At 65.4% G+C, this 20141-nt stretch carries 8 protein-coding genes; 6 read left to right on the forward strand and 2 right to left on the reverse strand.

The features are described 5' to 3' along the window. The first annotated feature begins 74 nt into the window (after positions 1–74). From fdhD to G6N50_RS00930, 3 genes are all read left to right on the forward strand, one after another. Positions 75–893 (forward strand): formate dehydrogenase accessory sulfurtransferase FdhD, encoded by an 819-nt coding sequence (gene fdhD, locus G6N50_RS00920; RefSeq protein WP_083097438.1) that lies wholly within the window; start codon positions 75–77, stop codon positions 891–893. 118 nt (positions 894–1011) lie between these two features. Next, positions 1012–1389: a YraN family protein gene (locus tag G6N50_RS00925; protein WP_083097440.1), complete on the forward strand. Its 378-nt coding sequence runs from the start codon at positions 1012–1014 to the stop codon at positions 1387–1389. Beyond that, on the forward strand, positions 1389–2900 hold the full coding sequence (locus G6N50_RS00930) for a YifB family Mg chelatase-like AAA ATPase (protein WP_083097442.1): 1512 nt from the start codon (positions 1389–1391) through the stop codon (positions 2898–2900). Before G6N50_RS00925 ends, G6N50_RS00930 begins: the two co-directional genes overlap by 1 nt. A 26-nt stretch (positions 2901–2926) precedes the next feature. Here G6N50_RS00930 and G6N50_RS00935 read toward each other — a convergent pair whose 3' ends face one another. Continuing rightward, positions 2927–3202 carry a DUF4190 domain-containing protein gene (locus G6N50_RS00935; protein ID WP_083097443.1) on the reverse strand — a complete coding sequence of 92 codons (276 nt, stop codon included), beginning with the start codon at positions 3200–3202 and terminating at the stop codon, positions 2927–2929. A gap of 110 nt (positions 3203–3312) precedes the next feature. On the opposite strand from G6N50_RS00935, the gene dprA reads away from it, so the two are divergent. Further along, complete coding sequence (gene dprA / locus G6N50_RS00940) at positions 3313–4479, forward strand: DNA-processing protein DprA (protein WP_083097445.1); 1167 nt, start codon at positions 3313–3315, stop codon at positions 4477–4479. An 84-nt stretch (positions 4480–4563) separates the two neighbouring features. On the opposite strand, the gene G6N50_RS00945 is transcribed toward dprA, so the two are convergent. Then, positions 4564–5007: a DUF6941 family protein gene (locus G6N50_RS00945; RefSeq protein WP_083097447.1), complete on the reverse strand. Its 444-nt coding sequence runs from the start codon at positions 5005–5007 to the stop codon at positions 4564–4566. Positions 5008–5595: 588 nt separating this feature from the next. Between G6N50_RS00945 and G6N50_RS00950 the strand changes: the two genes are divergently transcribed. After that, a complete protein-coding gene (locus G6N50_RS00950; RefSeq protein ID WP_163650778.1) occupies positions 5596–16392 on the forward strand; it encodes a PPE domain-containing protein in 10797 nt (3598 codons plus the stop codon). Then, positions 16352–20104 (forward strand): beta strand repeat-containing protein, encoded by a 3753-nt coding sequence (locus G6N50_RS00955; protein ID WP_232069031.1) that lies wholly within the window; start codon positions 16352–16354, stop codon positions 20102–20104. The genes G6N50_RS00950 and G6N50_RS00955 overlap by 41 nt, the downstream gene beginning before the upstream one ends. The last annotated feature ends 37 nt before the right edge of the window (positions 20105–20141 follow it).

Consider the following 20141-nt stretch of genomic DNA (forward strand, 5'->3'; position numbering starts at 1 on the left):
CCAAGGTAGTTTGGCTTCGTGAGGTCCCAGCGTTCCGCCGCTTCGCGCGACGCCGCCGGCGGTGAAATCGCCTAGTGCGGCACGTAACATCGCGTCGGCGGGTGACGCATCTGACCGCCGGGAAGGCGATCACCCGGCCCGAGACGCTGGTCGTCGAGGAGCCGCTGGAGATCCGGGTGAACGGCGCGGCGGTCACCGTGACGATGCGTACGCCGGGGGCGGATTTCGAACTGGCGCAAGGCTTTCTGCTCACCGAGGGCGTCATCGCCGGCCGCGACGACGTGCTGACCATCCGGTATTGCGGCGGTGCCGTCGACAGGGAGAACACCTATAACGTCCTGGACGTGACGTTGGCCACCGGTGTGGACAAGCCCACTCTCGATGTCACCCGCAACTTCTACACCACCTCGTCGTGCGGGGTCTGCGGCAAGGCGTCGCTGGACGCGGTGCGGCTGACCGGCCGGTTTTCTCCGGGCGCCGATCCCGCGACCGTCGCGGCGGCCACGCTCAAGGCGATGCCCGACCAATTACGTTCCGCGCAAAAGGTTTTCGACAGCACCGGGGGTCTGCACGCCGCCGCGCTGTTCGGGGTGGACGGCGCGATGCTGGTGGTGCGCGAGGACATCGGCAGGCACAACGCCGTCGACAAGGTGATCGGCTGGGCGCTGGAACATGAGCGGATACCGCCGCACGCCTCGGTGTTGCTGGTCAGCGGGCGCGCGTCGTTCGAGCTGACACAGAAGGCCGTGATGGCCGGGATTCCGGTGCTGGCGGCGGTGTCGGCGCCGTCGTCGCTGGCGGTCTCGTTGGCCGAGGAGTCGGGCATCACGCTGGTGGCGTTCTTGCGGGAAGACTCGATGAACATCTACACCAGGGCGGACCGGATCACCTAGTCGATGGTGGCGACCCGGTTGTGGATGGGCGCCGCACTGGGGATAACCGGCCGCCGCGGGCGGCCACGGACGGCGGTGGCGGCCCGTCCCGTCGGAGGCCCCGGGCACCGTGACCCCCATGACGACCGAAACGACGATGACCCGGATCCAGCTCGGGGCGATGGGTGAGGCGCTCGCCGTGGATCATCTGACGCGAGTGGGATTTCGGATCCTGCAGCGCAACTGGCGCTGCCGCTACGGCGAACTCGACATCATCGCCCGCGACGACACCACGTCGACGGTGGTGTTCGTCGAGGTGAAGACCCGTACCGGCGACGGCTACGGGGGACTGGCGCACGCCGTCACGCCGCGCAAGGTGCGGCGGCTGCGCAGGCTTGCCGGGCTGTGGCTGGCCGGCCAGGACCAGCATTCGGCGGCGATCCGCATCGACGTGATCGGCGTGCGCATCGGGCGCCGCCGCACCCCCGAGATCACCCACCTGCAAGGGATCGGCTGATGGCGCTGGGACGCGCGTTCTCCGTCGCGGTGCGCGGCGTCGACGGACAGATCGTGGAGATCGAAGCCGACATCACTTCCGGCCTGCCGGGCGTGCATCTGGTGGGCCTGCCCGACGCCGCCCTGCAGGAGTCGCGTGACCGGGTCCGGGCGGCGGTCACCAATTGCGGCAACGCCTGGCCGATGGCGCGGCTCACGCTGGCGTTGTCGCCGGCGACGCTGCCCAAAATGGGGTCCGTTTACGACATCGCCCTGGCGGCCGCGGTGCTGTCGGCGCAGCGCAAGAATCCCTGGGACCGGCTGGAGAAAACGGTGCTGCTGGGCGAGCTGTCGCTGGACGGGCGGGTGCGGCCGGTACGCGGGGTGCTGCCCGCCGTGCTGGCCGCCAAACGCGACGGCTGGCCGGCAGTGGTTGTTCCGGTGGACAACCTCGCCGAGGCCAGCCTGGTCGACGGCATCGACGTGTGGGGCGTGCGCACCCTGGGGCAGCTGCAGAAGTGGCTCGGCGGCACCGGCGCCCTGGACAACAGGATCGACGCGCAACCCACGGGCGGGGAGCCGGCCGCGGATCTGGTCGACGTGGTCGGGCAGACGCAGGCGCGGTTCGCGGTGGAGGTGGCCGCCGCCGGGGCGCACCACCTCATGCTCACCGGCCCGCCGGGGGTCGGCAAAACGATGCTCGCCCAACGCCTTCCGGGGTTGCTGCCGGCATTGACGGATGCCGAATCCCTGGAAGTCACCGCGATTCACTCGGTGGCCGGGTTGTTGTCCGGCAACACACCGTTGATCACCCGGCCGCCGTTCGTCGCGCCGCATCACAGCTCGAGCGTCGCCGCGCTGGTCGGCGGCGGGTCGGGGATGGCACGCCCGGGCGCGGTCAGCCGGGCGCATCGCGGGGTGCTCTTCCTCGACGAGTGCGCCGAGATTCGGGTCAGCGCACTGGAAGCTCTGCGAACACCGTTGGAGGACGGCGAGATTCGGCTGGCCCGCCGCGACGGGGTGGCGTGTTATCCCGCCCGGTTCCAGCTGGTGCTGGCCGCCAACCTGTGCCCGTGCGCGCCGGCCGACCCGCAGGACTGCATCTGCGCGGCGGCGGCCAAACGCCGATACCTGGGCAAGCTGTCCGGGCCGCTGCTGGATCGCGTGGACCTGCGCGTGCAGATGCACCAGGTCAAGGCCGGGGCGTTCGCGGGCCGGGACGGTGAATCCACGGCACAGGTCTGCCACCGGGTGGCGCAGGCCCGCGCGGCCGCCGCCCAGCGCTGGCAACCGCACGGATTCCACACCAACGGTGAGGTCAGCGGGACGCTGCTGCGCCGAAAGTTCCGTCCCAGCAACGCGGCGATGGAGCCGCTGCAAAAGGCGCTGGACCGCGGGGTGCTCAGCATCCGTGGCCTCGACCGCACATTGCGGGTCGCGTGGAGCCTGGCCGACCTGGCCGGCCGCACGATACCGGGGATCGACGAAGTCGCCGCCGCACTCAGCTTCCGCCAGCCCGGGGCGCAGCGATGAGCGCGACGGCCCACCGGCTGGCCGCGCTACCAGCGCGCCATGGTCAGCCAATCGGTGTGCCCACCCCGCACCGCGATCGCGACGGTCACCAGGACCGCGAACGCGCGGGCGAATTGGGCCATCGCGCGGCCGCTCTCACCGCGCTGTTGCATCTCGCGCAACCCGATGCAGGCAAGACCGATGCTGATCAGGGGGATGGGAAACCCGATCCAGCTGACCAGGCTGAGCGCGAACGCCGCCACGGCCCAGGGGTTCTTCGGACGTTCGGACACGCGGTACACCATCGGCAGGTCGAGGATCATGGGTCGTTCCGTTCGTTGCGGGCCGGCGTGCGGCGGGCGGCTGACCACACCACATTCGCGCGCCGGGCTGCATGGATCCTTGGCGGATTCTTGGAGCCGGAGGCGCGGCGATGACGCCCGACGATCCCGCGCAGCGCGCCTGGGCCTATCTGTCCCGGGTGGCCGAGCCGCCCTGCGCCGAACTCGCCGCCTTGGTGCAGCGCGTCGGCCCGGTGGAGGCGGCCGAGCGGGTTCGGCGGGGATCGGTCGACGACGATCTGGCCCGCCACACCGAGGCCAGGCGTGACATCGACAGCTCAGCGGCCGATCTCGAGATGATCGCTCGGCGGGGCGGGCGGTTGATCACCCCCGACGACGACGAGTGGCCGTTGCTGGCGTTCGCCGCATTCCACGGTGCCGAACCACGACGGCGCGGCGGTCCGCCGATGGTTCCGCCCATGGTGTTGTGGGCGCAGGGCCCTGTGCGGCTCGATGAGGCCGCGCACCGGGCGGTCGCCGTGGTCGGGACGCGCGCCTCGACCGCGTACGGCGAGCAGGTCGCCGGTGACTTGGCGGCCGGCTTGGCCCAGCGTGACGTCGCGGTCGTCTCGGGCGGCGCCTACGGCATCGACGGTGCGGCGCACCGCGCGGTGCTGGACTGCGACGGCATCACGGTGGCCGTCCTGGCCGGCGGGCTCGACATCCCCTACCCGAGCGGTCACACCGCGCTGCTGCACCGCATCGGCCAGCACGGACTCCTGTTCACCGAATACGCGCCCGGTATCCGCCCGGCCCGCTACCGGTTCCTGACCCGCAATCGTCTGGTGGCCGCGGTGGTGGGGGCGGCCGTGGTGGTGGAAGCGGGGCTGCGCAGCGGCGCGGCCAGCACCGCGGCCTGGGCGCGGGCGTTGGGGCGGGTGGTGGCCGCGGTGCCCGGGCCCGTCACGTCGTCGGCGTCGGCGGGCTGCCATGCGCTGCTGCGCAACGGCGCCGAACTGGTCACCCGGGCCGACCATGTTGTGGAGCTCGTGGGCCACATCGGCGAACTGGCCTCCGACGAGCCGCGCCCGGCGACGCCCCTCGACGGCCTCAGCGACGCCGAGCGCCGGGTGTACGAGGCGTTGCCGGGCCGCGGCGGCGCCACGGTCGACGAGATCGCGGTCGCGTCGGGGCTGCCGCCCGAGCAGGCGCTGGGGCCGCTGGCGATGCTCGAGCTGGCCGGATTGGTGCGCCGCCAGGACGGGTGCTGGCGAATCGTGCGGGCTCACGGGGCCGTGGCGACGGCGCCGCCTGCGTGAATGGGATCAAGCGGAGAACCGCTCGCGCGGGGCTCGTTTGCTCGACGGGGGCCGGGAGCCGACAGGACAACATTGGTCGACCGGTCACGCTGCCTGTTCAACCAGTCGGTACGGGAGGCGGCGTTGAACTGTCTCGTCGACGCTGACGGTGAAGACATACGAGCCCAGCTTCTCCAACCGAAGTACCGGAATGTTAACTGCGAAGGCAACTGACTGGGTTTGGTCGGCCTCATGAGAGCTCGACCTGCCAATGTTGAATTGAAATTGAGCGCGGAACGGTTCGTATCCGTCCACACCCTTTTGAACCTCAACCGCACACCCGTCCGAGTCCAGCAGTCCAATGTCGACCGTGTGCTCTCGGTCGCTCGCCGTCCGCGGTACTTCGACGATAATTCCGATGCCCACCGAGACCGTAAAGGGTACCGAGTGTCCGGCCGGAATGCGGACCTGATCTATGCCTCCCGCCGAGATGTACAACAAGTTGTTTTGCGCCTCAGCGTGGTTACACAAAATTGCTGTCAACTCCATGTCGAGAACAGTACGCAGAAAGCCTTACCGCAGTGAGTAATTGGCAGCATCGATCGCCAAGCCGCCCCGCGATTGAATGAAGGGAAGCTCAACGGATTTCGCTGAGCGCTGCCTTTCTGCTGTTCAGAGGCCAGATGCCGATTCGCGGTCAAGATTGACCGCAGCGGTGGTGACCAGGGCAAGCGACGTCGCAACGGCGCGTCGAGTCCACATATCCCGCGGCGAAAGACGTTTGAACTCGTCGACTTCCGCCGCGGGCCCTGGGTGCTTACCTGGTAATGCGACGAGGCCGGCTCGTTGCTTAGCTCGACCTCATTGCCGATCAGGGCAAAAGCCGAGCCCAGGCCGGGTTCCCAGCGGCCGTCGCACGTTGGCGGTTCACCGGAGGTCCGCCCCTGGCCATTATGCGATACCGCTCGATCCCCGAAGCCAGTGGAAACGGCGGTTGATGCCCCAACCAAATTCTGCAAAGTCCACCCGAACTAATGCTACACGCGCATAATAGAAGTCCTCGAGGTAAATCCCCCACGAGCGCAGTAAGAGTCCTGACTTTGGGTGTCGTCACGCAGACAACTTGGTGAGAAGGCTATGGATTTTGCTGAGCTGCCCCCAGAGGTCAATTCCACGCGCATGTATAGCGGCCCCGGGGCGGGGCCGCTTTTGGCGGCCGCGGCGGCTTGGGACGCGCTGGCCGCGGCGCTGGCGTCCACCGCCAGCGGCTACACCTCGGTGGTGTCGGAGCTGGCCGGCCAGGTGTGGTTGGGACCGGCATCGCTGGCGATGGCGGCTGCAGCGGTTCCCTATGCGGAGTGGCTGGCGACCACGGGCACTCAGGCCGCGCAAACCGCCGCCCAGGCGTATGCGGCGGCGGCGGCCTACGAGGCGGCCTTCATCGCGACGGTGCCCCCGCCGGCGATCGCCGAGAATCGGGCGGAGCTGGCGGCTTTGGTCGCGACCAATTTTCTGGGGCAGAACGCGCCGGCGATCATGGCTACTGAAGCCCTGTACATGGAGATGTGGGCCCAAGACGCCGCCGTCATGTACGGATATGAGGCCGCCTCGACGGCCGCCAGCGCCCTTGCCCCGTTCGGGGAGCCGCCGCGGACCACCAACCCTGCCGGGCAGGGAGCTCGCGCCGGCGCGATGGTCCGGGCCGTCGGCGACTCCACCACCGCCCGGATCCAATCCCTCACGCAACTGAGCTCGCCCACCGCCTCGCAGCAGTCTGCCTCGACTGCGGTGTCCCAGCAGTCTGCTTCGACTGTGGTGTCCCAGCAGTCTGGTTCGACTGCGGTGTCCCAGCAGGCCAGCTCATTCGCGGCGTCTCAACAGCTCAGCGCGTCTGCGATGTCTCAGCAATCCGCGTCGAACGCTGTCTCCTCGCAGCCGGGCGCGACAACGGTGTCTCAGCAGGCGGTGTCGCCGACGTTGTCCCAGCAGCTTGGCTCGACCACTGTGTCGCCACAGTCGGCGCCGAGTTCTGTCTCCCCGCAGCCGACCACGACCGCTGCCTATCAGGTGGCCTCACCCGCGACGTCGAACCAGCCGGCCGCCACCGCGGTGTCTCAGCAGTCGGCGTCGACCGCGGTGACGCAGCAGTCGGCGTCGACCGCGGTGACGCAGCAGGTCAGCTCGTCCGCGGCCACTCAGCAGCTCAGCTCGAGTGCGGTGACGCAGCAGTCGGCGTCGACCGCGGTGACGCAGCAGGTCAGCTCGTCCGCGGCCACCCAACAGCTCAGCTCGAGTGCGCTGACGCAGCAGGCGGCGTCGACCACTGTCTCCGAAGGGCTCACCGAAACTCACGTCATCATCGACGGTGTCGACCCGATCTCCCTCTCCGGCGACGTCACCGGCACCACTCACCTCACCGCCGGAAATAGCTACGTCATCCTGGCCGGCAACACCGTCACCATTGACCCCGGTGCCAGCCTCATCGCCGACTCCGGCAGCACCCTCACCGTGGACGGCACCCTCACCATCGACGGCGGAACGCTTGGTTCCGGCGGCACCCTGGTCGACGGCGGCGCCATCACCGTCGCGAACGGCGGCGCCGTTACCGTCAACGGCGGCGCGCTTGTCGCCGACGGCGGCACCCTCACCGTCAGCAACACCCTGACCGTCGCGAGCGGCGGCACCGTCACGGTCAACGGCGGAACGGTTGTGGGCGCCGGAGGCGGCGTGACCGTGAGCTCCGGCGGTGTCCTCACCGACAGTGGCACCTTCACCGTCAGCAGCGGAGGGCTTCTCGGCTCCGGCGGCACCCTGACTAACAGCGGCACATTGACCATTGGTTCCGGCGGCGTGCTCGCCGATGGCGGCACCGTGACAGTCAGCTCGGGCGGCACGCTGGCCGACGGTGGCAGCGTGACCATCAGCTCCGGCAGCACCCTCGTCGTCAACTCGGGCGGCGCCGTGACCGACAGCGGTGCCTTGACTGTCAGTTCGGGCGGCACGCTTACCGACGGCGGCACCGTCACCGTCACCGGCGGCGGCGTGCTCACCGACGGCGGCACCCTCACGAACACGGGCGGGACCGTCATCGTCAGCACCGGTGGCACCGACAGCGGCACGTTGAGCGTGGGCTCCGGCGTGACCTTTACTGACAGCGGCACCGTGACCATCGGTTCGGGTGGCACCCTGACCGACGGGGGAACCGTTACCGTCGCCAGCGGTGGCACGTTGACGGACGGTGGCACGGTCACCGTCGCCAGCGGCGGCACGTTGACGGATTCTGGTGCATTGACCGTGAATTCGGGCGGTGTGTTCACCGATAGCGGCACGTTCACCGTGGGCCCCGGTGTCACGGTCGTCGATAACGGCACGCTCAACCTCAACAGCGCTGTCAGCCTCACCGGCAGCACGATCAATGTGGGCCCCACGGGCGCGCTCAACGTCAACAGTGGTGGCACGCTCACCACCGGTCTGGGTGGCACCTTGACCGACGGCGGTGCTGTCACCGTCAATTCGGGTGGCACCCTGACGGACGGCGGCACCGTGACCGTCACTGGCGGTGGCACATTGACTGACGGCGGCACCCTGACCAACACCGGAGGGACCGTCGTTGTCAGCACCGGCGGCACCGATAGCGGCACTCTGACCGTGGGCTCCGGCGTTACCTTCACGGATAGCGGCACCGTAACCGTCAACACCGGTGGCAACCTGACTGTCAACGGCGCGCTCACTGTCGGTCCGGCTGGCACGTTGACCGACGGCGGTGCCGTCACGGTCAATTCGGGTGGTGCGTTGACCGATGGCGGTACGGTTACCGTCAACGTCGGTGGCGCTCTGTCGGATAGCGGGACGGTCACTGTGGGTCCGACTGGCTCGTTGACCGATGGTGGCGCGGTCACGGTTAATGCGGGTGGTGTGCTGACGGATAGTGGTGCGCTGTCGGTTAATTCGGGTGGTGTGTTGACCGATAGCGGCACGTTCACTATGGATTCCGGTGTCACGGTGATTGATAACGGTACGTTCAATGTGAACAGTGGTGTGAGTCTGACTGGCAGCACGATCAACGTGGGCTCCACTGGTGCCCTCAACGTCAACAGCGGGGGCACGCTGACCGTCGGTTCCACCGGCACCTTGACCGACAGCGGTGCGGTCACGGTTAATGCGGGTGGGGTGTTGACCGATGGTGGCACTGTCACCGTCAACGGTGGAGCGGTTCTGGGCTCCGGCGGCACCCTAACTGACGCCGGCAGTCTCACCGTCACCAGCGGCGGCGCCCTCAACGTCAACGGCGGAGCGGTTCTGGGCTCCGGCGGCACCGTGACCGACAGCGGCAGCCTCACCGTCGCGAACGGCGGCGCCCTGTCCGTCAACGGCGGATCGGTCGTCGGCTCCGGGGGAACCGTGACCGTCGGCTCGGGTGGCACGCTCACCGACGGTGGAACCGTCACTGTCAGCAGCGGAGGGCTTCTCGGCTCGGGCGGCACCTTGACTGATGGTGGCACTGTGACGATCAGCGCTGGTGGCACGCTGACCGACGGCGGAACCGTGACCGTCGCTAGCGGTGGCACGTTGACCGATGGCGGCACCATGACCGTGGCCTCCAGCGCGACCCTGACCGATGGCGGCACCGTGACCGTCAGCTCGGGCGGCACGCTGATCGATAGTGGTGCACTGACGGTCAATTCGGGTGGTGTCTTGACCGATAGCGGCTCCTTCGCCATGGGTTCTGGTGTCACTGTCGCGGACAACGGCACACTCAATGTCAACAGCGGCGTGACTCTGACTGGCAGCACGATCAACGTGGGCTCCACTGGTGCCCTCAACGTCAACAGCGGGGGCTCGCTGACCGTCGGCTCCACCGGCACGCTGACCGACAGCGGTGTCGTCACCGTGAATTCGGGTGGAGTGTTGACCGATAGTGGTGCGCTGACGGTCAATTCGGATGGCGTGTTGACGAACAGTGGCTCCTTCACTGTGGGTTCCGGTGTGACGTTGGCCGATAACGGCACGCTCAACATCAACAGTGGCGCCAGCGTTGCTGGCACGATCAACGTGGGCTCCGCGAGCGCCCTGAACGTCAACAGCGGCACACTCACCGTCGACGCCACCGGCACGTTGTCCGATGGTGGTGTGGTGACGGTTAGTGCGGGTGGGGTGTTGACCGATGGTGGGACTGTCACGGTCAATGGCGGTGCGGTGGTGGGTTCTGGTGGCATTCTCACCGATGGCGGGACCGTAACCGTGGTGAGTGGCGGCGATTTGGCGGTGAACGGCGGAGCGGTTCTGGGCTCTGGTGGCACCGCGTCTGTGGGTTCTGGTGGCAGTCTCAGTGTTGCGGATGGCGGTGCTCTTTCTGTCAACGGCGGAACGGTTTTGGGGTCCGGTGGGACGTTGACGGTGGGTTCGGGTGGGACGTTGACCGATAGTGGCACGCTAACCGTCGGCGGTGGAGGGGTTCTCGGGTCGGGTGGGGGGTTGACTGATGGTGGCACTGTGACCATTGGTTCCACCGGCAGCCTGGTTGATGGTGGGACGGTGACTGTCACGGGCGGTGGGGTGTTGACTGATGGCGGCTCGCTGACCAACACGGGTGGGGCCTTGGTTGTCAGTACTGGTGGTGTTGATAGCGGTACTTTGACGGTGAGTCCTGGTGTCACCTTCACTGATAGTGGCACGTTGACCGTCAACGCCGGGGGGACGTTGACCGATGGTGGCACGGTCGTTGTTTCTAGTGGTGGCTCGTTGACCGATGGTGGTGTGGTCACGGTCGATTCGGGTGGTGTGCTGACGGATAGTGGTGTGCTGACGGTGAATTCGGGGGGGACTCTGACCGATGGCGGGACGCTGAGCGTGAGTCCTGGTGTCACCTTCACTGATAGCGGCAGTGTCACTGTCAGCTCGGGTGGCAGCCTGACCGATGGCGGCACGTTGAGTGTCGGCTCGGGTGGGGTGTTGACCGATAGCGGCACGGTGACCGTCGCCAGTGGTGGCACGTTGACCGATGGTGGCACGGTGACTGTGGGTTCGGGTGGCACCGTGACCGACGGCGGCACCGTGACTGTCAACGTCGGTGGCGTTTTGTCGGATGGCGGGACGGTCACTGTGGGTCCGACCGGCTCGTTGACCGATGGTGGCACGGTGACGGTGTCTAGTGGTGGTTCGTTGACCGATGGTGGTGTGTTGACCATTGATTCGGGTGGTGTGTTGACGAATAGTGGTTCGCTTACTGTGGATTCGGGTGTGACGTTGGTCGATGGCGGCATGCTCAATGTCAATAGTGGTACCGGTGTTGCGGGCACGATTGATGTGGGTTCCACGGGTGTGGTGAATGTCAACAGCGGCACGCTGACTATCGGTGCGGGTGGCACGTTGAGTGACGGCGGTGTCGTGACGATCGATTCGGCTGGTGCGTTGACTGATGGTGGGACTGTCACCGTCAATGGGGGTGCGGTGCTGGGTTCGGCTGGGACCCTGGCTGATGGGGGCACTTTGACGGTCGCCGATGGTGGCACTCTGTCGGTGGATGGTGGAGCGGTTCTGGGCTCGGGGGGCCTTGTTAGTGACAGCGGTACTTTGACCGTCGTCAATGGCGGCACTTTGTCGGTCAATGGTGGGTCGGTGGTTGGCTCCGGTGGGACGTTGACGGTGGGTTCGGGTGGGGTGCTCACCGATGAAGGCACCGTAACCATAGGTAGCGGAGGGGTTCTCGGGTCGGGTGGGGGGTTGACTGATGGTGGCACTGTGACCATTGGTTCCACCGGCAGCCTGGTTGATGGTGGGACGGTGACCGTCAGCTCGGGTGGGGTGTTGACCGATAGCGGGACGGTGACCGTCAGCTCGGGTGGGGTGTTGACCGATAGCGGCACGGTGACGGTCAGCTCGGGTGGGGTGTTGACCGATGGCGGTACGGTTACCGTCAACGTCGGTGGCGCTCTGTCGGATAGCGGGACGGTCGTTGTTTCTAGTGGTGGGACGTTGACCGATAGTGGTGCGGTCACGGTCGATTCGGGTGGTGTGCTGACGGATAGTGGTGTGCTGACGGTGAATTCGGGGGGGACTCTGACCGATGGCGGGACGCTGAGCGTGAGTCCTGGTGTCACCTTCACTGATAGCGGCAGTGTCACTGTCAGCTCGGGTGGCAGCCTGACCGATGGCGGCACGTTGAGTGTCAGCTCGGGTGGAACGTTGACCGATAACGGCACCGTGACCGTCGCCAGCGGTGGCACGTTGACCGACGGCGGTGCGGTTACGGTCAATTCGGGTGGGGTGTTGACGGATGGTGGCACTGTCACCGTCAACGGGGGTGCGGTTCTGGGTTCCGGCGGTACCCTGACTGACGCCGGCAGTCTCACCGTCACCGACGGCGGCGTTCTTAACGTCGACGCCGGAGCGGTTCTGGGCTCGGGTGGCACGGTGACCGATAGTGGCACTCTGACGATCAGCTCTGGTGGTGTGCTTGCTGATGGCGGCACGGTGACCGTGGGCTCGGGTGGCACGCTGACCGACGGCGGCACTGTGACTGTGAGTTCGGGTGCCACCCTGACTGTCGACACCGGCGGCGCCTTAACGGACAGCGGTGCTTTGACTGTTAGCTCGGGCGGCACCCTGACGGACGGTGGAACCGTCACCGTGACTGGGGGCGGGGTGCTCACCGATGGGGGCGCCGTGACCAATATGGGCGGGACCATCGTTGTCAGTACTGGTGGCGCCGATAGCGGCACCTTGATGGTCAGCTCCGGTGGCACGCTCACCGATGGCGGCACGGTGACGGTCAGCTCGGGTGGGGTGTTGACTGACAGTGGGACTGTGACGGTCTCCAGTGGTGGCGCGTTGACCGACAGCGGTGTCGTTACCGTGAATTCGGGTGGTTTGTTGACCGATAGTGGTGCGCTGACGGTCAATTCGGGTGGCACGTTGACGGATAGCGGGGCGCTCATCATCGATTCCGGTGTCACCCTGGTAGACGACGGCACGCTCAACATTGATAGCGGCGTCAGCCTTTCTGGGACGATCGATGTGGGTTCCACCGGTGCGCTCGACGTCAATAGCGGTGGGGCTTTGACCGTCAATGTTGGTGGCACCGTTTCGGATGGCGGGACGGTGACGGTGTCTAGTGGTGGCAGCCTGACCGATGGTGGCACGGTGACGGTGTCTAGTGGTGGTTCGTTGACCGATGGTGGTGTGTTGACCATTGATTCGGGTGGTGTGTTGACGAATAGTGGTTCGCTTACTGTGGATTCGGGTGTGACGTTGGTCGATGGCGGCATGCTCAATGTCAATAGTGGTACCGGTGTTGCGGGCACGATTGATGTGGGTTCCACGGGTGTGGTGAATGTCAACAGCGGCACGCTGACTATCGGTGCGGGTGGCACGTTGAGTGACGGCGGTGTCGTGACGATCGATTCGGCTGGTGCGTTGACTGATGGTGGGACTGTCACCGTCAATGGGGGTGCGGTGCTGGGTTCGGCTGGGACCCTGGCTGATGGGGGCACTTTGACGGTCGCCGATGGTGGCACTCTGTCGGTGGATGGTGGAGCGGTTCTGGGCTCGGGGGGCCTTGTTAGTGACAGCGGTACTTTGACCGTCGTCAATGGCGGCACTTTGTCGGTCAATGGTGGGTCGGTGGTTGGCTCCGGTGGGACGTTGACGGTGGGTTCGGGTGGGGTGCTCACCGATGAAGGCACCGTAACCATAGGTAGCGGAGGGGTTCTCGGGTCGGGTGGGGGGTTGACTGATGGTGGCACTGTGACCATTGGTTCCACCGGCAGCCTGGTTGATGGTGGGACGGTGACCGTCACGGGCGGTGGGGTGTTGACCGATAGCGGGACGGTGACCGTCAGCTCGGGTGGGGTGTTGACCGATAGCGGCACGGTGACGGTCAGCTCGGGTGGGGTGTTGACTGACAGTGGGACTGTGACGGTCTCCAGTGGTGGCGCGTTGACCGACAGCGGTGTCGTTACCGTGAATTCGGGTGGTTTGTTGACCGATAGTGGTGCGGTCACGGTCGATTCGGGTGGCACGCTGACGGATAGTGGTGTGCTGACGGTGAATTCGGGGGGGACTCTGACCGATGGCGGGACGCTGAGCGTGAGTCCTGGTGTCACCTTCACTGATAGCGGCAGTGTCACTGTCAGCTCGGGTGGCAGCCTGACCGATGGCGGCACGTTGAGTGTCAGCTCGGGTGGGACGTTGACCGATAGCGGCACGGTGACCGTCGCCAGTGGTGGCACGTTGACCGATGGTGGCACGGTGACTGTGGGTTCGGGTGGGGTGTTGACCGACAGTGGGACTGTGACGGTCTCCAGTGGTGGCGCGTTGACCGACAGCGGTGTCGTTACCGTGAATTCGGGTGGTTTGTTGACCGATAGTGGTGCGCTGACGGTCAATTCGGGTGGCACGTTGACGGATAGCGGGGCGCTCATCATCGATTCCGGTGTCACCCTGGTAGACGACGGCACGCTCAACATTGATAGCGGCGTCAGCCTTTCTGGGACGATCGATGTGGGTTCCACCGGTGCGCTCGACGTCAATAGCGGTGGGGCTTTGACCGTCAATGTTGGTGGCACCGTTTCGGATGGCGGGACGGTGACGGTTTCTAGTGGTGGCAGCCTGACCGATGGTGGCACGGTGACGGTGTCTAGTGGTGGTTCGTTGACCGATAGTGGGACTGTCACGGTCAATGGTGGGTCGGTTCTGGTTCCTGCGGGCAGCCTTGTTGATGACGGCAGTGTGACGGTGGCCGATGGCGGTGTCTTGTCGGTTGATGGTGGGTCGGTGCTGGGTTCGGGTGGGGCGCTCACCGATGGGGGCAGTCTGACCGTCGCCAATGGTGGTGCCTTGTCGGTCAATGGTGGCTCGGTGGTCGGTTCTGGGGGTTCGTTGACGGTCGGTTCCACGGGCACCTTGACCGATAGCGGCAGCGTCACCGTCGGCGGTGGAGGGCTTTTGGGCTCGGGTGGCACGTTGACCGATAGCGGCACTGTGACGGTTAGTGTCGGTGGCACGTTGACCGATGGCGGCACTGTGACGGTGAGCTCGGGTGGCCTGTTGACCGATGGCGGCACTGTGACGGTGAGCTCGGGTGGCCTGTTGACCGATGGTGGCACCGTGACGGTCAATGCTGGTGGCGGCCTGGCCGATGGCGGGACGGTGACGGTCGGCTCGGGTGGGGTGTTGACCGATAGCGGCACGGTGACCGTCGCCAGTGGCGGCACATTGACCGACGGCGGCACGGTGACCGTGGGTTCGGGTGGCATCCTGACCGACGGCGGCACCGTGACTGTCAACGTCGGTGGCGTTTTGTCGGATAGCGGGACCGTCACTGTGGGTCCGACCGGCTCGTTGACCGATGGTGGCACGGTGACGGTGTCTAGTGGTGGTTCGTTGACCGATGGTGGTGTGTTGACCATTGATTCGGGTGGTGTGTTGACGAATAGTGGTTCGCTTACTGTGGATTCGGGTGTGACGTTGGTCGATGGCGGCATGCTCAATGTCAATAGTGGTACCGGTGTTGCGGGCACGATTGATGTGGGTTCCACGGGTGTGGTGAATGTCAACAGCGGCACGCTGACTATCGGTGCGGGTGGCACGTTGAGTGACGGCGGTGTCGTGACGATCGATTCGGCTGGTGCGTTGACTGATGGTGGGACTGTCACCGTCAATGGGGGTGCGGTGCTGGGTTCGGCTGGGACCCTGGCTGATGGGGGCACTTTGACGGTCGCCGATGGTGGCACTCTGTCGGTGGATGGTGGAGCGGTTCTGGGCTCGGGGGGCCTTGTTAGTGACAGCGGTACTTTGACCGTCGTCAATGGCGGCACTTTGTCGGTCAATGGTGGGTCGGTGGTTGGCTCCGGTGGCACGTTGACGGTGGGTTCGGGTGGGGTGCTCACCGATGAAGGCACCGTAACCATAGGTAGCGGAGGGGTTCTCGGGTCGGGTGGGGGGTTGACTGATGGTGGCACTGTGACCATTGGTTCCACCGGCAGCCTGGTTGATGGTGGGACGGTGACCGTCACGGGCGGTGGGGTGTTGACCGATAGCGGGACGGTGACCGTCAGCTCGGGTGGGGTGTTGACCGATAGCGGCACGGTGACGGTCAGCTCGGGTGGGGTGTTGACTGACAGTGGGACTGTGACGGTCTCCAGTGGTGGCGCGTTGACCGACAGCGGTGTCGTTACCGTGAATTCGGGTGGTTTGTTGACCGATAGTGGTGCGGTCACGGTCAATTCGGGTGGCACGCTGACGGATAGTGGTGTGCTGACGGTGAATTCGGGGGGGACTCTGACCGATGGCGGGACGCTGAGCGTGAGTCCTGGTGTCACCTTCACTGATAGCGGCAGTGTCACTGTCAGCTCGGGTGGCAGCCTGACCGATGGCGGCACGTTGAGTGTCAGCTCGGGTGGAACGTTGACCGATAACGGCACCGTGACCGTCGCCAGCGGTGGCACGTTGACCGACGGCGGTGCGGTTACGGTCAATTCGGGTGGGGTGTTGACGGATGGTGGCACTGTCACCGTCAACGGGGGTGCGGTTCTGGGTTCCGGCGGTACCCTGACTGACGCCGGCAGTCTCACCGTCACCGACGGCGGCGTTCTTAACGTCGACGCCGGAGCGGTTCTGGGCTCGGGTGGCACGGTGACCGATAGTGGCACTCTGACGATCAGCTCTGGTGGTGTGCTTGCTGATGGCGGCACGGTGACCGTGGGCTCGGGTGGCACGCTGACCGACGGCGGCACTGTGACTGTGAGTTCGGGTGCCACCCTGACTGTCGACACCGGCGGCGCCTTAACGGACAGCGGTGCTTTGACTGTTAGCTCGGGCGGCACCCTGACGGACGGTGGAACCGTCACCGTGACTGGGGCGGGTGCTCACCGATGGGGGCGCCGTGACCAATATGGGCGGGACCATCGTTGTCAGTACTGGTGGCGCCGATAGCGGCACCTTGATGGTCAGCTCCGGTGGCACGCTCACCGATGGCGGCACGGTGACGGTCAGCTCGGGTGGGGTGTTGACTGACAGTGGGACTGTGACGGTCTCCAGTGGTGGCGCGTTGACCGACAGCGGTGTCGTTACCGTGAATTCGGGTGGTTTGTTGACCGATAGTGGTGCGCTGACGGTCAATTCGGGTGGCACGTTGACGGATAGCGGGGCGCTCATCATCGATTCCGGTGTCACCCTGGTAGACGACGGCACGCTCAACATTGATAGCGGCGTCAGCCTTTCTGGGACGATCGATGTGGGTTCCACCGGTGCGCTCGACGTCAATAGCGGTGGGGCTTTGACCGTCAATGTTGGTGGCACCGTTTCGGATGGCGGGACGGTGACGGTGTCTAGTGGTGGCAGCCTGACCGATGGTGGCACGGTGACGGTGTCTAGTGGTGGTTCGTTGACCGATGGTGGTGTGTTGACCATTGATTCGGGTGGTGTGTTGACGAATAGTGGCTCGCTCACTGTGGATTCGGGTGTGACGTTGGCCGATAACGGCATGCTCAATGTCAATGGCGGTACCGGTGTTGCGGGCACGATTGATGTGGGTTCCACGGGTGTGGTGAATGTCAACAGCGGCACGCTGACTATCGGTGCGGGTGGCACGTTGAGTGACGGCGGTGTCGTGACGATCGATTCGGCTGGTGCGTTGACTGATGGTGGGACTGTCACCGTCAATGGGGGTGCGGTGCTGGGTTCGGCTGGGACCCTGGCTGATGGGGGCACTTTGACGGTCGCCGATGGTGGCACTCTGTCGGTGGATGGTGGAGCGGTTCTGGGCTCGGGGGGCCTTGTTAGTGACAGCGGTACTTTGACCGTCGTCAATGGCGGCACTTTGTCGGTCAATGGTGGGTCGGTGGTTGGCTCCGGTGGCACGTTGACGGTGGGTTCGGGTGGGGTGCTCACCGATGAAGGCACCGTAACCATAGGTAGCGGAGGGGTTCTCGGGTCGGGTGGGGGGTTGACTGATGGTGGCACTGTGACCATTGGTTCCACCGGCAGCCTGGTTGATGGTGGGACGGTGACTGTCACGGGCGGTGGGGTGTTGACTGATGGCGGCTCGCTGACCAACACGGGTGGGGCCTTGGTTGTCAGTACTGGTGGTGTTGATAGCGGTACTTTGACGGTGAGTCCTGGTGTCACCTTCACTGATAGTGGCACGTTGACCGTCAACGCCGGGGGGACGTTGACCGATGGTGGCACGGTCGTTGTTTCTAGTGGTGGCTCGTTGACCGATGGTGGTGTGGTCACGGTCGATTCGGGTGGTGTGCTGACGGATAGTGGTGTGCTGACGGTGAATTCGGGGGGGACTCTGACCGATGGCGGGACGCTGAGCGTGAGTCCTGGTGTCACCTTCACTGATAGCGGCAGTGTCACTGTCAGCTCGGGTGGCAGCCTGACCGATGGCGGCACGTTGAGTGTCAGCTCGGGTGGGACGTTGACCGATAGCGGCACGGTGACCGTCGCCAGTGGTGGCACGTTGACCGATGGTGGCACGGTGACTGTGGGTTCGGGTGGGGTGTTGACCGACGGCGGCACTGTGACTGTCAACGTCGGTGGCGTTTTGTCGGATGGCGGGACGGTCACTGTGGGTCCGACTGGCTCGTTGACCGATGGTGGCACGGTGACGGTGTCTAGTGGTGGTTCGTTGACCGATAGTGGGACTGTCACGGTCAATGGTGGGTCGGTTCTGGTTCCTGCGGGCAGCCTTGTTGATGACGGCAGTGTGACGGTGGCCGATGGCGGTGTCTTGTCGGTTGATGGTGGGTCGGTGCTGGGTTCGGGTGGGGCGCTCACCGATGGGGGCAGTCTGACCGTCGCCAATGGTGGTGCCTTGTCGGTCAATGGTGGCTCGGTGGTCGGTTCTGGGGGTTCGTTGACGGTCGGTTCCACGGGCACCTTGACCGATAGCGGCAGCGTCACCGTCGGCGGTGGAGGGCTTTTGGGCTCGGGTGGCACGTTGACCGATAGCGGCACTGTGACGGTTAGTGTCGGTGGCACGTTGACCGATGGCGGCACTGTGACGGTGAGCTCGGGTGGCCTGTTGACCGATGGCGGCACTGTGACGGTGAGCTCGGGTGGCCTGTTGACCGATGGTGGCACCGTGACGGTCAATGCTGGTGGCGGCCTGGCCGATGGCGGGACGGTGACGGTCGGCTCGGGTGGGGTGTTGACCGATAGCGGCACGGTGACCGTCGCCAGTGGCGGCACATTGACCGACGGCGGCACGGTGACCGTGGGTTCGGGTGGCATCCTGACCGACGGCGGCACCGTGACTGTCAACGTCGGTGGCGTTTTGTCGGATAGCGGGACCGTCACTGTGGGTCCGACCGGCTCGTTGACCGATGGTGGCACGGTGACGGTGTCTAGTGGTGGTTCGTTGACCGATGGTGGTGTGTTGACCATTGATTCGGGTGGTGTGTTGACGAATAGTGGTTCGCTTACTGTGGATTCGGGTGTGACGTTGGTCGATGGCGGCATGCTCAATGTCAATAGTGGTACCGGTGTTGCGGGCACGATTGATGTGGGTTCCACGGGTGTGGTGAATGTCAACAGCGGCACGCTGACTATCGGTGCGGGTGGCACGTTGAGTGACGGCGGTGTCGTGACGATCGATTCGGCTGGTGCGTTGACTGATGGTGGGACTGTCACCGTCAATGGGGGTGCGGTGCTGGGTTCGGCTGGGACCCTGGCTGATGGGGGCACTTTGACGGTCGCCGATGGTGGCACTCTGTCGGTGGATGGTGGAGCGGTTCTGGGCTCGGGGGGCCTTGTTAGTGACAGCGGTACTTTGACCGTCGTCAATGGCGGCACTTTGTCGGTCAATGGTGGGTCGGTGGTTGGCTCCGGTGGGACGTTGACGGTGGGTTCGGGTGGGGTGCTCACCGATGAAGGCACCGTAACCATAGGTAGCGGAGGGGTTCTCGGGTCGGGTGGGGGGTTGACTGATGGTGGCACTGTGACCATTGGTTCCACCGGCAGCCTGGTTGATGGTGGGACGGTGACCGTCACGGGCGGTGGGGTGTTGACCGATAGCGGGACGGTGACCGTCAGCTCGGGTGGGGTGTTGACCGATAGCGGCACGGTGACGGTCAGCTCGGGTGGGGTGTTGACTGACAGTGGGACTGTGACGGTCTCCAGTGGTGGCGCGTTGACCGACAGCGGTGTCGTTACCGTGAATTCGGGTGGTTTGTTGACCGATGGTGGTGTGGTCACGGTCGATTCGGGTGGCACGCTGACGGATAGTGGTGTGCTGACGGTGAATTCGGGGGGGACTCTGACCGATGGCGGGACGCTGAGCGTGAGTCCTGGTGTCACCTTCACTGATAGCGGCAGTGTCACTGTCAGCTCGGGTGGCAGCCTGACCGATGGCGGCACGTTGAGTGTCAGCTCGGGTGGGACGTTGACCGATAGCGGCACGGTGACCGTCGCCAGTGGTGGCACGTTGACCGATGGTGGCACGGTGACTGTGGGTTCGGGTGGGGTGTTGACCGACAGTGGGACTGTGACGGTCTCCAGTGGTGGCGCGTTGACCGACAGCGGTGTCGTTACCGTGAATTCGGGTGGTTTGTTGACCGATAGTGGTGCGCTGACGGTCAATTCGGGTGGCACGTTGACGGATAGCGGGCGCTCATCATCGATTCCGGTGTCACCCTGGTAGACGACGGCACGCTCAACATTGATAGCGGCGTCAGCCT

Origin of the sequence: Mycobacterium mantenii (assembly GCF_010731775.1) — a bacterium.
Classification (GTDB): Bacteria; Actinomycetota; Actinomycetes; order Mycobacteriales; family Mycobacteriaceae; genus Mycobacterium; species Mycobacterium mantenii.